The sequence below is a fragment of the Adhaeribacter arboris genome (genome assembly GCF_003023845.1).
Taxonomy (GTDB): domain Bacteria; phylum Bacteroidota; class Bacteroidia; order Cytophagales; family Hymenobacteraceae; genus Adhaeribacter; species Adhaeribacter arboris.
Window position 1 is genome coordinate 5,355,583 of record NZ_PYFT01000001.1, and the last position, 18,261, is coordinate 5,373,843.

The following is an 18,261-nucleotide window of genomic DNA, read 5'->3' on the forward strand; positions in this document are numbered from 1 at the left end:
TTAGGAATTAGGGTAAGTAAAGTTTAATGGAAACAAATCAAATTACCAAGTTTCTCACCGAAAAACCAGAAGGTTTTCTGATAACCGGTATTGGCGCCTCGGCCGGGGGTGTCCAGGCGCTGAAAGAATTCTTTCAGCACGTACCAGAAGATTCTGGGGTTGCTTATGTGGTCATTCTGCATCTGTCACCCGACCACGACAGTCAGCTGGCCCAGGTACTCCAGGCGGTTACCACTATTCCGGTGAGGCAGGTAACGGAAAAAGTTAAAATTGAGCCCGACCATATCTTCGTGGTTCCCCCTAACCAGCACCTGATAATGGAAGATGGCTTTGTAGTGCCTTCCGTTAACCTGCACTTGGAAGATAGACGGGCGCCGGTAGATATCTTCTTCCGGACATTAGCCGATTCATATGGTCCCCGGGCCATTTGCGTGGTTTTATCCGGTACCGGTGCCAATGGATCTATGGGATTAAAACGGATAAAAGAAATGGGCGGAGTGGCGTACGTGCAAAATCCGCGCGAGGCGGAGTTTAATGAAATGCCGCGCAATGCCATCGCCACAGATTTGGTAGATGAGGTGCTACCAGTGGCGGATATTCCCCGCAAAATAATTATATACCAAAACAGCGTCGGCACGATTGAAATACCCGTTGAAGCCGAAAAGCGCCCGGAACAGCAACAACAAGCGCTGCGAGAAATATTTACGCAGTTGCGCCTGCGTACCGGTCACGATTTCTCCAACTATAAACATCCTACTCTGCTGCGCCGGATTGAGCGGCGTATTAATATTCGCAACCTGCCCGACCTACCCAGCTACGCGGCCTTTGTCCAGCAAAATCTGGAGGAAGTTAATGCCCTGCTCAAAGATTTGTTAATCTCGGTCACTAATTTCTTCCGGGATAAAAAGCCCTTTGAGGCCATGGAACGGGAGATGTTACCTGTTATTTTTAAGAATAAAACTGCCCAAGACGAGGTGAGAATATGGGTGGCGGGTTGTGCCACTGGGGAAGAAGCGTACTCCCTCGCCATGCTGGTGGCCGAAAGAACCCTGAGTGCCTTAAACACCCCTAAAGTACAAATATTTGCCACTGACATTGACGATGCCGCCCTTACGGTAGCCCGGGAAGGGTTGTACACGCTCAACGATGCCGCCGATGTGTCGCCGGAAAGATTGCGGAATTTTTTTCAAAAAGAAGGCGACAATTACCGCATTAAACGCGAGATAAGAGAAATGATTTTGTTTGCGAGCCATAACTTTTTAAAAGACCCGCCTTTTTCGCGCCTCGATCTGGTAACTTGTCGGAATGTATTGATTTACTTGAATGCTACGGCTCAGGAACGGGTAATGGAAACGTTTCACTTTGCTTTAAAATCCGGTGGTTATTTGTTTCTTGGCTCTTCTGAGTCGGTGGATGGCGCAAGTGACCTGTACGCCCCTGTTAGCCGGGATAACCATATCTTCCAAGCGCGGGAAGTGGCTCTGCGCCATTACCCGGTGCCGGAGAGTGTTTCGTCGACCTTTCAATTCCAGAAAAATGAACCCCTGCTGCAAAAGCAAGAAGTCAGTATTGGACAGTCGCTCCATCGAATTTCGTTCGGGGAGCTGCACCAGAAAATGCTGGAACAATACGCGCCACCTTCCCTGGTGGTAAACGCGGATTATGATATTTTGCATATGTCCGAGAAGGTAGGCCGCTTTCTGGAATTTTCCGGTGGGGAACCAACAAAGAATTTGCTAAAACTGATCAAGCCGGAGCTCCGGTTGGAGCTCCGGTCGGCGCTTCACCAAGCCGCACAACGCCAGGCACCTATGGAGGTCCGGAATATACCATATGGTAAAAGTGAAGAACGCCAATTGCTAAGCATTCAGATAAGACCGGTAACGAAAGAAGATGATCCCGCCAATGCGTTTATTCTGGTAATATTTGATCAAAATCAAAAGGAGCCGAGTGCGGAAACAATCGTGTTACGTTCGGACGAACCAGTGGCCAGACATCTGGAAGAAGAACTTATCCAGGTAAAAGCCCAATTAAGACACTCGACGGAGCAGTTCGAATACCAGGCTGAAGAGTTAAAGGCCTCGAATGAGGAATTACAGGCCATTAATGAAGAATTGCGTTCGGCTGCCGAAGAACTAGAAACTAGTAAGGAAGAACTGCAATCCATTAATGAAGAGGTACGGACGGTAAACCAGGAACTGAAGGTAAAAATTGAAGAAATGGGCGTCACCAGCAACAATCTTCAAAATTTGATTAATTCGGCCGAGGTAGCTACTATTTTCCTGGACCGGGCTTTCTGCACCCAGTTATATACTCCGGAGGCGCGGCAAATTTTCAACTTGATTCCTACTGACTACGGTCGCCCCATTTCGGACATCACCCATCGTCTAGAATACCGCGATTTGTTGCACGATGTCGAAACCGTGCTGGAAAAGCTAACGATTATCGAACGGGAAGTAACTACCACCGACGACCAAGCTTTTATGATGCGGATATTACCTTACCGCACCACCGAAGACCGGATAAACGGGGTGGTGATTACCTTTTTTGACATTACGAAGCGAAAACAATCCGAAAAGGCGTTGCAGCAATCTGAAGACCGGCTGCGCTTGTTGATAGAGAGTGCTAAGGATTATGCCATCTTTACCATTGATACAGAAAGACGGGTAATAAGCTGGAGCAGTGGTGCCCAAATGATTCTTGGTTATACGGAAGCCGAAATTATGGGCAAATCCGGCGACATAGTCTTTGTGCCGGAAGACCGCGATCAGATGGCTCCGGAAAAAGAATCGGAGACAGCACACCAAGAAGGCCGCGCCGAAAATGAGCGTTGGCACCTGCGCAAGGATGGCTCCCGCTTTTGGGGTTCGGGAATTACGCAGCCCTTACGTGATGAACAAGGAAAAACTATTGGCTTTGTGAAAATCATGCGGGATTTAACGGAACAGCGGCAAATGGAAGAGGCTAAGTTCTTTTTGGCTTCTATTGTGGAGACTTCCAATGATTCGGTGATTACCATTGACTTTCAAAGAAATATCACCAGTTGGAATAAAGCCGCCGAAAATCTATATGGATTTAGAGCAGAGGAAGCAATTGGTAAGAATTTGACTCTGCTCACGCTTCTCGAAGACTTTGCAGAAATTATAAATTGGATTGACGCCATAGAACATAGCCGGGAAGTGGCCGTTTTTGATACGGTCCGGCATAACAAAGAAGGCGAGCCTGTTTACCTGGAGATCGTGATGTCGCCGGTGTTAAATACTTTCGGGCAGGTTATTGGCATTTCCATCATTGCCCACGACGTAAGTGAACGCAAGCGACGAGAAGCGAACTTAGCCTTCCTAGCAAAAATCAGCATAGATTTCGCCCCCTTATTAACCATACAGCAAGTGATGGAGTTGGTAGGGGAACAGCTTGCCCGTTACTTGCTGCTTTCACGCTGCCACTTTGCCCTAGTTGATGAAGACGACGATCGGGTAGAGGTTATTTACGAATACCGGCGAGATGAAAAAATGCCAAGTTTGATGGGAACGCACCACCTTTCTGATAACCTTACCGAAGAAGGTAGGCGGTATTTAAGGGTCGGTAAAGTGGCAGTGATAAACGCTACCATGAACAGTCGGCTGGTGAAAATCTCGGCGCAGATGCTCCAGCAGATTGGCTTTGGTTCGCGGGTAGATGTGCCGCACTTGGCGGAGGGGCAGTGGAAATTTTTACTCACCGTAGGACGAGCAGAAGTAGGCGAGTGGCGCAGCGATGAAGTGGAACTGCTACAAGAGCTGGCCGCTAAAATATACATTCGCCTAGAAAGAGCCCGCGTTGAAGAAGCGCTTCATCAGTCGGAAGAACGTTTGCAAAAGGCACTTTCTATTGAAACGGTAGGTATAATCTACTTTGATTTAGAAGGAGGTATTCAGGATGCCAATGTTGCTTTTGAACACATGAGTGGCTTTTCGAAAGAAGATTTTGTTCAGGGCAAAGTTCGTTGGGAAGAGATTACGCCGCCGGAATATATGGAAATTACCTCAATCGCCCGGCAGGAGTATGAAGAGAAAGGTCAGAATACGCCATACGAAAAGCAGTATATCCGTCCGGATGGCACCCGTTGGTGGGGACGGTTTGCCGGCAGACGCCTCAGCGAAAACGAGTACGTAGAGTTTGTAGTAGATATTACCGAGCGGAAACAAGCTGAAGAAGAACTCCGACAATTGAATGAGTCGCTGGAACGACAAGTAAGCGAACGTACGCAGGCTTTACGTGAAAGCCGGGACCTGCTACAATCCGTTTTTGATACTACCTTGCTTAGTCTTTCTATTATCAAAGCGGTCCGGGATGAAAATGAGACCATTATTGATTTCAGGATTGAGTTGGTAAATAAAGAACTGGAGCAGGAAACCGGCCGCACGGACCTGGTGGGTAAATTGTATTCAGTCGAATACCCAGGCATTAAACAAGCCGGTCTATTTGATCTTATGCTCCGAGTGATGGATACCGGAGAACCGGGCCAGGTAGAATATTATTACCCGCACGAAAACTTTAACAAGTGGTATTCGGCCATGTTTGTGAAATTAGATGATGGGTTAGTGGCCAGCAACCTGGATATAACGGAGCGGAAGCTTGCCGAAGCGGAACTTACCCGCAATTTCACTATTTTGAAACAAGCCGAGGAAGTCGCGGGGATGGGTAGTTGGGAGTTTGATTATACCACTAATAGCTTCTACTGGTCGGAAGGAATGTACCAATTATTTGGATTATCAATGGGAAGTGAAAAGAGCCCGGAAACTTACCTGGATTATGTGCTAGAAGAAGATCGGATCATTGCAGAGAACCTGGCACAAACGATCCGACATAATCCCCAGCCGCTAGAAGAAACCCTGCGCATCCGGGTAAAGGAAAAGGTAATTACTTTACAAATAAAAGGCATTGTGTTGCGCGATGATTTGGAGCGGCCTTACAAGCTGTTGTGCGTAGACCTGGATGTTTCCGAATTGAAACGTTTGGAGCAGGAAAACCTGCATATTCGTTTAGAACAGCAAAAAGCCTTGCTACTTGCTGTTCTAGAAGCACAGCAAGAAGAAAGAAAAAGAATAGCCGAATCTTTACACAATGGGGTAGGTCAGATCTTATATGCTACTAAATTGAACCTGGACCAATTAGTGGCCCACCTACCTAAAGAAGTGATGACACCCACGGCGAATCTTTTATCGGAGGCTATTCAGGAAACCCGGCGCGTGTCGCACGAGCTGGTGCCGCTCGTTCTTGAAGATTTTGGTTTGACCCAGGCCATGGAGGATTTATGTCAAAAGTATGAACAAAGTGCCATTCAAGTAAATTGCGAGGTAGATCTGGAAGGGCGTTTAGAGTCTTATTTAGAACTAGCGATTTACCGCATGGCCCAAGAATTACTGACCAATGTGGTCAAACATGCGCAAGCCACGGAAGCCGATTTGTTGCTGACCCAGGAAGAAGGAGAAATTACCTTAAAGTTGCGGGATAATGGCCAAGGTATGAACTTGAAAAATGGTAAATCAAAAGGCCTTGGGTTGCGCGCCATTGCTGACCGGGTTAAACTACTCAATGGTACCTTTACAATCGCCACGCCGTCAACAGGCAAAGGCACGCTGATGATTATACAGCTACCCGTTCCCATTTAAATGTGTTGGATAGCTAATTGCATCTCAATTAAGAAAAAATAAATTAATAAAGAGCTCTTTCCTCTACCTGTGAGTTATGATTTTGGACCAAAACTTAAATAGTACAGCTCGAGAGTGATTACAATTAACCTTTAGTTCTCCTATTTTAATTTCCGCAGGAACTTCTTTACCGAAAATTAGTACCAAGTCGTGGATAATGAGATTCAAGAAGTGAGAGGATTTAAAAACAAGAATTTGCTAAAACCTTCTCAGATTTAAATTTTATATCCTTAAAAAATCTAGAGGATATCCTTTATAGGATGTCCATTTATTAGGCTAATTCAGTTTATTGCAATTCTTAAAATAAAAATTAGCTTTTTATATATTTACCAATCCAACCTTAATTTAATTTTCTCTAAATAAGGTTCCAACCGGAGAGTAGCGTTAAAGGCTTCGATGTATTCGCATTTGGCCTTATTCTTGGAAATATTAATTTCTACAAAGAAGTTGGGAACATAAAAAAGAAAAATGCTACAAAAAAACGTATCGCGGCAAGCCAGGAATTTTCCTCTATTATGAATATACTCTAATTTTTCTAGTTGCGATAAGGATTCAAATGTATTCCAAGGTTTCATAATCGTGGGTCCAGGAATTATAATTGGAAAAGCGCCATCAAACACTTCTTAATAGCCTCCGGCTCGTAGAGGCAAGTAAATTCATTCCCATTGTGTTTAATGGTAACTTTTATTTGGCCTAGAAAGTCCGGTTGAACGATGACGCCATAAATTTTTAAGGCATTGTAATTTTCCAGCGTGCAGGCTTGTTCAATAAGAGCGTGCAGCGCCGACTGGGATAAGGTAGTAACCATAAAGATTTTTTGAAGAATAGGCGCAATGGCTTTTATAGATGCAAATCGTATTTCGGGTAGTCAAGTCAAAGATGAAGGTAATGGCTATTAGCTAGTACTAACAGAATCCTGGATTAACTAGCAAATTTTGATAGACTCACCCTTTAAAAGTAATGTTCTAACAAATACTCACCTCAAAAATGAATAACGAACTCTTGTTGTATATCCGTTTCGTAGGACCAAATTTTAGCATCAATATGCTTCCTGTGATACATAAGCAGGAGGTAATATCTAGTTTGATTCTATTGCTTAAGGACGGTAATTAATGTTGTAAGAGAAACAAAAATACTCGCTCATTATAGCTTGTCTCTTAATCCAACCAGAATAAATACTTCATTAATAATTCGTGCTTTTTATAAGTACGTACGTATAATTACTGTTTTGTTAAATGAATTTATACGGAGTGGACTTGTATAAGGTTGACCAATATTATCAAAAGCAGCGGAGCCTTTACAAAACAGAGAAAGAAGTCTTAAACTGGACCTAAAAATTAAAATGGAAAACCAACTTTTTGAGATCAATGTCAAAGAATTTATTAGTCAGGATAAAAATAATTAAGATGATATGGGTAAGTTGATGAAAAAAGAAAAAAGTTAAAAACAAACAAGATTATCCAAGAAGCTTTGAAGTGGGTAGTTAGTTAATTTCTGACGCATCAGTGCTGAATAGTTGGCTGATTGTGGTATAGTTAGTATTAACATAGGTAACTTATAGAGTGGAGAGGAGGTATTCTTGATGGCAATCTCAGAAGTTTATGGCAAAACTTATACTAAGACTAAGGGAGTGTAAAATAAACTGTGTCACTTATTATTTTTATTAGAGTTGTGGGCATGTGGTAAACCTGTTTGGAGGTTTTCCATATGTCCCCAACTATCCATTTTTGAGATAGACTGTGAGTCGTTCTTCAAACCTAATGTAAAGCTGCGATAAAGTCAAGCGCCAGTTGTGCAGCGGCATAGTCCACTTCTCGGATACTTTTTGCACCACCAGGTAAATCAGCTTCAGTAAAGCATTGTCGGAGGTGAAAGCCCCTTTAGTTTTGGTCACTTTACGTACCTGTCGGTGGAAGCCCTCCACGATATTGGTCGAATAAATGACCTTACGAATAGCAGCATCATACTTAAAGAAGGTTGACAAATGCTCCCAGTTATTATACCAGCCTTGTAGCGGCACTGGGTATTTCTTGCCCCACTTCTCGTCCAGCTTCAGCAGGTTTTCATAGCCTTCTTCCTGGTTGAAGGCTTGGTAAACCGGTTTGAGGTCAGCTATAAAGGCTTTCTTATCCTTCTCGGCAATATAGCGTAGGCTGCTGCGAATCTGGTGGACCACACAAGTCTGGATCTCGGTTTGAGGAAAGATGGCAGCAATAGCTTCGGGAAATCCTTTCAGTCCATCAATGCAGACAATGAGCATATCTTCTACGCCGCGACTTTTCAGGTCTGTTAACACCGAGAGCCAGAATTTAGCGCCTTCGCTCTCTGACAAGTACATGCCGATTAAGTCTTTGGTGCCACTAAGACTTACACCTAGAATATTGTACACTGCCCGCGTGACCACACTGCTCCCTTCCCGGACTTTGACTATCGGATCAAAGCTGCCCGAGCGGTCCCGGGTAGTTTCCAGTTCAAACTCTCCTGAAAGGCTCTTGACCTTTTTACTAGTCTTGCCATTCTTGCGGTTGGTCAATCCCGCTGCCTTTTCCTCCTGCAGGTGAGCCTCTAATTCGCCGGCCAGCGCCGACTCTAGAAAGTGTTTGAGTAATGGCGCAAAGATGCCTTTCTCGCCATTCAGCGGTTTGCCTGCATACATCCCTCTTATCGCTTCCTGCTTGAAGCTTTCAAAGTCAAATTCCTGGTCTTTTTCCATAAATAAACTGTGTCCTTTAAAGTTAATTCTTTATTCCCTTTTGTTCTTTTGACACAGTTTATTTTACAATCTCTAAGAGTAGTTATAAGAGAAAAATTATTTTCCTTCTTCTAGTCCCTTTTTCCGTTTGGATTTAATTAAAATAAATACCTTTTCCATGTTCTATTAAGGAAAGGTAATAGGCTCCCTTTGTGCCGGTGGGTTAAACATTATTGTTCCCTAATCGGTAAAGGCAGTATAATTCCTGGCTATGCTGATCCGACGAAATCTAAAGCCAAGTGTCATTTTCTTTTACACTTGGAAGAGTATGCTCTATTACCTCTTGTTGGCTCTGGCGGTTTATCTGCTCCACGACTTTTTTGCCGTCTGGGAATTACATATTCCCTTTACCGCTATTTCGGCTCTGAGTACGGCGCTGGCTATCTTCCTGGGTTTTAAGACCAGTAATGCCTACGAGCGCTGGTGGGAAGCCCGCCAAATCTGGGGTTCGCTCGTTAATTATAGTCGCGCCTGGGCCCGCCAGGTAATTACCATGGTGATCCCGCCCGAACCAGAACAAAGTGCTGCCGTCAAAGATTTACAATACCGGATGGTCTACCGGCACATGGCTTTTGTGCATGCCTTGCGCGTATTTTTAAGGCAGAAACACACCTATAATAAGCAGTGGCAAGAAGAGATTTACGAGGAACCCAATCAATACTCCGACACGGAAGCTTTTCTTTCTCCCACTGAATACCAGCTTTTTACCCATAAGCAAAATCCACCCAACTACCTGCTCGAATTACAAGGCGAAGACCTACGCACCGCTTACGATCAGGGCTGGTTATCCGATTTCCGGTTTGTCAAACTGGAAGAAACGCTGGTGGAGTTTAACAACGTGCAAGGCCGCAGCGAACGCATTAAAAATACGCCCTTTCCGCGGCAGTACAGTTTCTTCTCGCGCGTTTTTGTGTTTATTCATGCTTCCCTCTTACCTTTTGTCTTTGTCGAGGAACTGGGGTGGGCGAGTATTCCCATTTCCGTCATTATTTCTTTTGTGTTCCTGTGCCTAGACTTGATCGGGGAACGCTCGGAAGATCCCTTTGAAAACCGGCTGGAAGATGTGCCACTAACCGCTCTGAGTTTAACGATTGAGACTAACCTAAAAGAACAATGGGGGGCGCTGGATTTTCCCGCTAAAAAGCACCCCCCCGGCGGCATTGTTCTCTAGGATATAGAGGCCATCCACCTATACAAAGAGAGAATGATTCTCCCGTCACTCGTCTCAGCAATCAAAATTTTACTTGTTTTCCGAGATGCCTCTTTGAGATTACTATTCCGTCCAAAATACCGGATTTTACCACATCCTTTTTCTTTATCTTTTTTCTATCGTTTTCTGAGACGGTTGGTCAATTTATTTTAGTACTAGACGTAGAGCTTACCCGCTCAATAAAACAAAAGGCTTATCATTAATGATAAGCCTTTTGTTTTATTGAGCGGGTAACTTATTACCAAAGAGTAATCTTTTTACCCAAGCCTTTATAATTTACAGGCATCAGATTATAAATAAGCACTATTTCATTGCTGCCTCCATTGATGCGGCTGGCCTTACCCGAGGTAGTTTCGTAGGTATACCCGATTCTAACCTGGTTGAAACGCATGCCTCCAGTAAAGGAATAGGCTAAATCCTGTCGGTAGCCCACTCCAGCCCAAAAGGAATTATTAATTACTCCTTTTAATTGGCCTTCAATCGTTTCCCGCAATTTAGAATCATACCGGTAAATGCCATTTACAATCAAGCCAAATTGATCCGAAATACCTTTCCGGTATCCTGCCTGCACCACATGATTGGTTGGAAAAGCATCCTCCAGGTAGTTCCCTCCGGAACTTAACTTTCCCTTAGCCGCATCCTGCAAGGCATATCCGATGTAATAATCTTCTGCCATCAACATCACGCCCACATTCACATCTACTTTAGTAACCCTCGTATTATCGTTAGCAAATAAGTTTTGATATTTCGGATCATTGGTAACATCTACCGCCAGTTTAGTCTGGTCCAGGGAGGTGGCATCATAGGTAATGGCTGCTCCGGCTCGTAAACTTAACTTTTCAGAAAGCCGAACCCGGGAACTATAATTGAGAAAAAGTTGCGTTTGGCGATAAGGACCAAACGTATCCCGCAGCAAGGACAACCCAACAGCGTTTTTAGCTCCTAAGTACTGGTTTGAACCTTGGTCTGGCTTATTGCCATCTTTCCAGGTAGTTAAATCAGCCAAATCTAATTCAGCAGAAATAAAAAGGGTTTTAGGAGCATTTTCAAACCCAGTCCACTGGTTGCGGTAAATACTTTTGAGAACCGATCCATCCTGTCCCGTTAAAGCTGGGTTGAAATAGTGCGGCACCAAAGAAAAGTTAGCAATTTGTTTTCTGTTTTGAGCTTGTACTCTCCAGGCAGAAGCCATTACCAATACAATTATTAAAAACTTTTTCATTTTAGTTACTTTTAGAGAATAGTTATTACTCCTTTGTTCGTCAATTGAATATCTTCCACTTTTATCACGTAGAAGAAGGCGCCTTTTAATACTTGTCCGCGCAGGTCCTTGCCGTCCCAACCCTTTTCCGGATTGGTAGAATGAAATAAAAGCACTCCCGACCGGTCAAAAACATCTATGGATATTTTATTGTAAAATTTAAGTTCCGGTACCATCCAGGTATCGTTGATGCCATCTCCATCCGGAGAAAAGGCATTCACAATCTTTAACTGGTCAACGGCGGTAGCATATTGCGTTTTCGTTAAAGTGAAGGCCCGCTCAATCGTGTTGTTGTAAGGATCGGTGCTTCTTACTCGAATGGTGAACTGGGTCATTCCCGATAAACCATTGTTTGATTTAAGAAAGAGCTGGTTCCCTGTAATTTGGAACAGATTGTTATGCACATCCCCTTGGCCACTTACTAAGGTGTACACCAATTCAGTATCATCCGGATCAGTCGTGGAGAAGGTTCCGATTACCTCATTAGCAGAAGCTTCCGGCCGGAAAGTAGTGGCGTCAAAGGCTAAAGCTGTTGGCGCCTTGTTCGGCTGTACTTCTACGACCACCTGAATGGTCTTATTATCCAGGTTAGTCGTTAAAGGAGAGAGTACCAGTTCCCCAGTGAGGGTATATTGGCCGGCAACGGCACCATTGTAATTACCCTGACTCCAGTTCACCGAAATTTCTTCTTTCGTTCCGGTAGCGTAAGTAACTTCCACTTTAGTCGGCAGTGGAATCCGCGCATATTCTGTCCGGATAGGCACACTAATTATCGCGGGTTCCCTGACTGCTACAATGTTGCGCATGATTTTAATGGTCTGAGCCGTTACTTCCGCGCCTTTATTACCAGCGGCATCCTGCAAGTACAAGGCTATAGTTAAGGTGCCATCGTTTAAACCCGTTAAATCCAGGGTAGAAATATCAAATTGAGCATTTTCTACCTTGATAGATTCGATTACGGGAGTGCCACCATTATTACTGGTTATGGTGTAATAAAGCGTGGTACCCACTTCCGCCCCGCTTATTGGCATCGAAATAGCAGCTATATTGGTAACGTCTACTCTTGCAGTATTGAAAGCTACAGCATAACCTGTTGGTATAACGGTATCTACCTGGATGGCTAAAATACCACTCTGCTCGCTGACATTACCTGCCACATCTTTAGCGGCTACCTGAATGGTATAAGACTCATCCGGGAGACCAGTGTGGAAGGTATAATTCCAGGAACCATCCGCACCTGCTGTTACAGTAGCCACTGACTCCCCATTCAGGTAAATGGTTACTTCGGCGCTTGCCTCAGTATTGCCGGAAATAGTGGGAGTATTGTCATTCGTATTGCCATTATTGCCCTCCGCTAGTACCGGAGCACCTGGAGCGGCTGGTGCTTGCGTATCTACTGTGATTTTTAAAGCGGAACTAGCGTTACTTGTATTGGCGGCAGAATCAGTAGCCGTTACTGTAAAGCTATAATCTCCATCGGTAAGCCCTGCTTCAAAAGTATAACTCCAGTTCCCATCGGCATCAACTGTTACCGTTTCACCTCCGGTTCCATTCGTAAATATGGTTACCCGGGAGTTTGCTTCCGCTCTACCACTTATAGTAGGAGTATTATCATTCGTGTTGCCATTATTCCCTCCCGCTAATACCGGCAAAGTTGGGGTGGCTGGTTCAGCAGTATCTACCCGAATAGTTAAAGCCGTACTGAGCGCACTTGCATTACCAGCCGCATCGGTAGCAATAACGGTAATGTCCTGGGAACCGTCTTCTAAAGCGGTGGTAAAAGTATAAGTCCAGGCGCCTGTTTCATCCGCTGTTAAGGTAGCGACAGCTTCCCCATTCAGGTAGATGGTAACTGCTGAACCCGCCTCGGCTCTACCACTGATGGTAGGAGTATTATCATTCGTGTTGCCATTATTCCCTCCCGCTAATACCGGCAAAGTTGGGGTGGCTGGTTCAGCAGTATCTACCCGAATAGTTAAAGCCGTACTGAGCGCACTTGCATTACCAGCCGCATCGGTAGCAATAACGGTAATGTCCTGGGAACCGTCTTCTAAAGCGGTGGTAAAAGTATAAGTCCAGGCGCCTGTTTCATCCGCTGTTAAGGTAGCGACAGCTTCCCCATTCAGGTAGATGGTAACTGCTGAACCCGCCTCGGCTCTACCACTGATGGTAGGAGTATTATCATTCGTGTTACCATTATTCCCTCCCGCTAATACCGGAGTACCCGGAGTAAGTGGCAGCGAGGTATCAATGATAATTTCTAATGCTGGACTGCCCTCACTAATGTTCCCAGCCTCATCCGTAGCTGTGACGGTAATTTCATAATTGGAGTCGGGTAGAACGGCAGAATAAGTATAAGACCACTTACCCTCTTCGTCGGCCGTAACCGTAGCAGTCATAGTGCCATTGGTGTAAATAGTAACGGTCGCACTAGCTTCTGTCGTCCCAGTAACCGTCGGAGTATTGTCATTGGTATTACCTTGGTTACCTCCAGTTAAAACCGGCATCTCTGGTGTCCCAGGTTTCTGGGTATCGACTACAATCGGAAGAGCGGTACTCTTATCGCCGGTAAAGCCAAGTAAATCCGTGGCATTGGCAGAAAGGTTATGTTCTCCTTCGGTAATATCCGTGGTAAAGGTATAGGTCCATCTTCCATCCTCACCGGCAGTAACACTGGCAATGGAGTCCGCTCCATTGTAGATGGTTACCTGAACATTTGGCTCCGCTGTTCCGGTAACGGTTGGAGTAGCATCATTGATAAACCCGTTCGTACCCCCCGTTAATACCGGCGCAGAAGGAGTAGCTGGTTTATAATACGTTAAGGTTCTAGATGATTCTATTGTTCGGCTTTCACTATTCCCTACGGCAAATTTAATTACCCTTTCAGTAGTATTGGAGGAAGTGCTGCTGAAGGTAACACTCCGCAATATTTCTTGCATTTGAGACGCAGTAGCTGTACCTGTAAACGTCAACACCCCGGTGGCAGCATTATAACTTGAAGAAATTCCGTCCGGTAGTGTTCCAACAGCCAAAACATCCGCATTTTCCCGGAAGCCAGATTGGATATACACGCGGGCACCAGTAACATCCCTTCCCGTAATTGTTAGTTGATCATCCACAATTGAAGCTTGCTTAAAATAAGCCTGCTTATTGGATTCGGTACCTGCTATCACATTATTAGGAATAATGGTAACTGTAATCCTAACCCGTTCTGAAGGGCACCCGCCTACCGTTTGACTAACCCAGTACTCTTGTGAGCCAAGAGAACTTGTGGCAAGGGTTGGCGCAGTAGAGGATCCGGTTCCGCCGGTGGCGGCCTCGTACCATAATAAATTTGAACCCCTTACTTGTTCGCTTAAGCTGGGCGCTTCCTCATCTTGGTAATAGGTTACATTAGTGACTACGGGCGGCTCGGTATCATTCAGGTTCACGGTAGCAGTAAAGGTAGTAGTAGCCTGATCTCCATCGGCATCGGTTACCGTAACGGTTATGTTTGAAGTACCATATTGGCCGGCAATAGGGGTTACCGTTACTGTTCGGTTAGCGCCGGAACCACCTAAAGTAATATTGGTATTCGGAAGAAGTTCTGTGTTGGAAGAAGTAGCAGAAACCGTTAAACTTCCAAGGCTAGTTTCGGTATCCCCAACGGTGAAGTTAAGGGCAGAAGAAGTAACATCCTGGCAAATAGTTGGTCCTGATATGCTGGAAATAGTAGGTATAGCATGACTGGCAAAAGGCGCCCGGAAGACATCAGAGAATTGCGAATTAGCGTCCTGGGTTACAAAGTAAAAATCGTAATTGGTCCCGGCTTGAAGCCCAGTCAGATTAAATGTAGTTTCCACATTGGCTTGCATGGCACTCGAACCTCTGGCGGCAACAACCGTAGCCCCGTAGTTCGCACCTTCTTTTATTTGCGCAGCTGTGGGCGCGGCTGCATTGCGGGGTACTACCATCCAATAACCGGTAGCGGCTACGCTGGAAGTAGCATTAAAAACCGCACTGGTTGAAGTAATGTTAGAAATGCTACCGCTTACCTGTGCTACTTCATTTATAATTTCATTCAAATCTTCCAGTTCCCCGGCCGCATAATACCAGGTAAAATCGTCGCTGGCTCCAACGGCTAAGTCATTCAAACGAACATAAAAGCCATAGGAGCCATCATTGGTTAACTGAGTACTACTGGAAAGGGGATTTTGATTAATAACGTTTCTAAAGTCACAACATCCTTGCATAATGGTATTGCCTTTAGTAGAATTAGTATAAAATAAAATACCTTCTTGTGACGTAAATATTTTAAGAGCGGCTGATCGGGTGGTGGCATTCGGAATCTGAGTAAAAGCTCCATTTACCAGGTTTCCTTTCTGTTTGGTAGGCGTATCTGTACCACCCACAAAATCATCTCTGGTTCCTATCCAAATACGCACATTATCTATTGGGCTAGCGCTTAAGTTCTTAACCTTCACCTTAACTTCTATATAGGCGCTATTTTGCGGTAGGGTATACGTATTTTCAATTTCTAGTAGGGAGCTGCCAACAGTTATATTACCTCTGGAGGTGATAGTGCCATACCCATTGTTACTACCAGTACTCGTATAACCGGAGGTACTAATAACTTGGTTACTTAAAGCCGGATTCTGTACAATCGTGCCATTAAGATTCCATTCATTGGTTTTAACTCCTCCAACGGCAAAAGCATTATCTAAAGGATAATTAGAGAAGGTCAATTGACGCCAGGCATTCTGAACACTATTAAAATAAAAGGGCTGTTGCAAATTCCCGGAGGCATTAACCGAATTCTCGTTGCCATTGCCCATGCGCAGCTTATTATTGTTTAAAATAGTTTGAGCCTGCGCCTTTTCTGGCAAACCAAGCAGTAAGCTTCCCTGAACTAATATTAGGGTTATAAGAAAAAGCTTTGTATATTTTTCTGTATATTTCATGATTTATTTCTCCTGGATTTTAGTTTGGGTTATGGTCCAGGTGTCACCTGTTTTTTGCAAGGCCAAGGTTACGGGTATAAATTCTTCGTATCCCCCTTTGAAATGATAGTAGTAGGCAAAATCTACCTGAGCAGTATTCTGCGTTATTTTAAATTCCCGAAACAGGAAAAAGGCATCTATTTTAGTGGCTTTAACTTCTTCTTTGGTTTTAAAAACCAAAGGCTTGCCATTTTTGGTAACAACCAAGTTACTGGGAAAGGAAACGCCGTGCTGCATGACATACAATTGTTTTACATTGCCATTAGCCGTGCGGGGATAGTACTCTTGTAGTTCTGCCAGACCAACGCATTTCTGCAGTACCCTGGCCTGATCGCTTAAAGATTGAGCCATCAGGTGAATGGCACACCCGAAAAAGATAAAGAGAGTTAGTAAAAGTTTAGTTTTCATTGCTAAAGAAAATTATTGAAAAAATGTATTCGGTTCCGTGTTGATATTTTAGAAACTAAGGCTTACTAGTTAAAAGAGAAGCCGTAGTTTGGAAGGCGCCATTTTACTTGTCTTACCCAAGGTTACGCTTCCAAAAAAACCTTATGGAAAGTATAAATACTCTCTAAATAGGATTTGTAAGAGGAAGTAAAACACAAGCCTAATAAGGCGGATGCTTATTTAAATCTTTTTATAGTAAGTCTTTCTTCATGCTATATAATTTGAAATGAATGGACAAAATACTCCCATCTTAACTTTTGCGTCAAGTTGTACTTTATAAGTTTTTGTATATAAATAAATTACTTAAACATGCCTGCCTAATCTTGTTCGTTTAAATAGGGCAAAACCAGGCTTGATGGCTTAGTTCAATAAAAATTAGGCTATACGCTCTCGGAGCTGGTTGTTATTAAGAATAGCTGCATTTATTACTTCGTAAAAGTACTTCAATGAATTTCTAATGGGAAATATTAACGGGAGAATTAAATTTTTATAATTGTATTATTCTAATACTTTAATAGGAGCAATTTTATAGTGATTAGCAGATTTTAGAATTAGAGGGAAGAATGGAGAGATAGCTCTAGTTAATTAAGTATAATGTATATATACAATACTTAATAAATTTTTACTTTAAATACAAGCCTTAAATCTTCTAAAACATCTAAAAAGAGTATGTAAATCTTGCGTTTTTGACCGAGTGTAATAGCACTTGGTTAGAAAAGAAGTATGTGTAAAAAGCTTTTTTATAATTTTAGTTACTTACCTAGACTTGCATAAAAGTTTCATTTATAAAGGTAAGTTCCTGAAATAGCTTTACCGGTTAAACGGTAAAAATTCTATTTAATTTTTCAATGAACAACTCCTAGTTGACGGGATTTTTTCTTTTGTATTTGCGCCAGCGCTTTCTCAGTGTTCCTTCCTTTAGGTGGGCCTGATTAGGGGTTAAGTAATCACAGGAAGCAGGAGGACGCAGTTGGTTATAAGCCAGGATGGACTTGGTAATAGCGGCCTTGGCCAAGTCAACGGAGATAAAAGCCCGACAGTTGAATTCCTCTTTAATGGTTCTGTTTATTCTTTCGGCTACGGCATTTTCTCCGGGGCCTCCTTGGTTGGTCATATTGATGCGGATGTCACGGGAGCAAAGTAACTGAATATATTCCTGGCAGCAGTACTGGATACCTCGATCCGAATGATGGATCAAGCTTCCTTTTCCCTTGGGTAAAGTCTTAACTGCCATTTGTAGAGCGGCTAGCGGTCCTTTCGTCTGTAAGGTGGTGTCCAAAGCCCAACCAACAATCTTATGAGAATAAGCATCCGTGATTAAACTTAAATAGCTAAAATCACGACCTGTTCTGATGTAGGTGATATCACTTACCCATACCCGATTAGGGCGGGTCGCCGTGAATACTTTCACTAAATTCACATACTTGTAAAATGGATGCTGCGAGTTGGTTGTTTTTGCCCATTTGCGCCGCTTAGAACGTAGTAAATGATGCTCCCGCAACAAATCATACAGCTTATCCCGCCCCAATTTTATGTGCTGTTCAGCTAAGCAGTCACTTAGCAAATGATGTGGTTTTCCCGTGCCCACACCAGGTAATTGCTCTCGCAACTTTACAACTTCTTGTACAATAGTCATTTGATTTACCTGCTTTTTATCTTGTTGCCATACTTGCTGGTAATAAGCTTGCCTTGATTTTCCAAACAGTCCGCACAGTTTCCCTAAACCAATTAAGGGATGCTGCGTGTTTAACGCTTGGACCGTTTGGAACCAGACTTTTTTCGGATGTCTATGCTTAACTGTTTTTCCGCTACTTTAATCATCGTCTCTAAAGCGGTATTCTGGAGCCTTACTTGGGCGAGCTAGGCTAGCGCTTCGGCTAGTTGCTGCTCTAATTGCTCAGTTCTTGTCTGGGATGGCG

At 43.8% G+C, this 18,261-nt stretch carries 7 protein-coding genes and 1 pseudogene; 2 read left to right on the plus strand and 6 right to left on the minus strand.

Annotated elements, in window-relative coordinates; all coding sequences use genetic code 11:
• Positions 1-26: 26 nt before the first annotated feature.
• The gene (locus AHMF7605_RS21750; RefSeq protein WP_106932114.1) at positions 27-5,654 is read left to right on the plus strand and encodes a PAS domain S-box protein; all 5,628 of its coding nucleotides are present in this window, start codon (positions 27-29) and stop codon (positions 5,652-5,654) included.
• A gap of 631 nt (positions 5,655-6,285) precedes the next feature.
• Here AHMF7605_RS21750 and AHMF7605_RS21760 read toward each other — a convergent pair.
• A complete protein-coding gene (locus tag AHMF7605_RS21760; protein ID WP_106932116.1) occupies positions 6,286-6,501 on the minus strand; it encodes a hypothetical protein in 216 nt (71 codons plus the stop codon).
• A gap of 909 nt (positions 6,502-7,410) precedes the next feature.
• Positions 7,411-8,406, minus strand: a complete 996-nt coding sequence (locus tag AHMF7605_RS21765) for an IS256 family transposase (RefSeq protein ID WP_106932117.1) — start codon at positions 8,404-8,406, stop codon at positions 7,411-7,413.
• 307 nt (positions 8,407-8,713) lie between these two features.
• On the opposite strand from AHMF7605_RS21765, the gene AHMF7605_RS21770 reads away from it, so the two are divergent.
• The gene (locus AHMF7605_RS21770; protein WP_199200287.1) at positions 8,714-9,616 is read left to right on the plus strand and encodes a bestrophin family protein; all 903 of its coding nucleotides are present in this window, start codon (positions 8,714-8,716) and stop codon (positions 9,614-9,616) included.
• Between the two features lie 277 nt (positions 9,617-9,893).
• On the opposite strand, the gene AHMF7605_RS21775 is transcribed toward AHMF7605_RS21770, so the two are convergent.
• The 4 genes and pseudogenes from AHMF7605_RS21775 to AHMF7605_RS21790 all read right to left on the minus strand — a co-directional run.
• Positions 9,894-10,877 (minus strand): PorP/SprF family type IX secretion system membrane protein, encoded by a 984-nt coding sequence (locus tag AHMF7605_RS21775; protein WP_106932119.1) that lies wholly within the window; start codon positions 10,875-10,877, stop codon positions 9,894-9,896.
• Positions 10,878-10,888: 11 nt separating this feature from the next.
• A complete protein-coding gene (locus tag AHMF7605_RS21780; RefSeq protein WP_106932120.1) occupies positions 10,889-15,856 on the minus strand; it encodes an Ig-like domain-containing protein in 4,968 nt (1,655 codons plus the stop codon).
• 3 nt (positions 15,857-15,859) lie between these two features.
• Positions 15,860-16,303: a hypothetical protein gene (locus AHMF7605_RS21785; protein ID WP_146153645.1), complete on the minus strand. Its 444-nt coding sequence runs from the start codon at positions 16,301-16,303 to the stop codon at positions 15,860-15,862.
• A gap of 898 nt (positions 16,304-17,201) precedes the next feature.
• Positions 17,202-18,107, minus strand: a pseudogene (locus AHMF7605_RS21790) (IS3 family transposase); the annotation flags it as partial.
• Positions 18,108-18,261 lie beyond the last annotated feature (154 nt).